Annotated in this window: 1 protein-coding gene; it reads left to right on the top strand. The window is 44.6% G+C overall.

Going from position 1 to position 502, the window contains the following annotated elements; all coding sequences use genetic code 11:
- Positions 1-477 (top strand): hypothetical protein (locus tag F0U47_RS22800; protein ID WP_149752353.1); only part of this gene is annotated, 477 nt, incomplete at its 5' end.
- Between the last annotated feature and the right edge of the window lie 25 nt (positions 478-502).

Here is a 502-nt window from a genome sequence, read left to right as displayed (position 1 = left end):
CTAGAAGATAACTGGATGAACTTCTACGAGCTTGACTGGTTCGTGCAAAAGGTTAACCCTGGCCAGTCTCAGATAACGCGTTCATCTACTGACTTTGCATTCTTCAAAGAAGACTCTTTACCGATGGCCGAAATCTACAAGCTCTTGGACCAAGGAAAGATTCCTACTGACATGTTCAACTCCTCGGACACTATGCCTTCGAGGCTGATGCTGCCTAAGGGTACATACGATGGATTCCCCTTCCAGCTGTTTGTATTCGTCTATCCGTATGAACCGACACCTAAGGAGTCAGAGCCATTCAAGTCTGTTGTTCCGGACAACAAACCATTCGGTTATCCATTCGATCGCCCCGTTCTTCCTCAGTACTTCAAACAACCTAACATGTTCTTCAAGAAGGTCCTGGTCTACCATGAAGGAGAACTATTCCCCTATCTATTTAACATTCCTCACTATACACCAGATAAAGCGCAACTATAATGCTCTCATAAGAAAAAGTAAGCGG

This window comes from Nocardioides antri (genome assembly GCF_008373765.1).
Lineage (GTDB): Bacteria > Actinomycetota > Actinomycetes > Propionibacteriales > Nocardioidaceae > Nocardioides > Nocardioides antri.
This window is presented reverse-complemented; position numbering and strand designations above follow the sequence as displayed.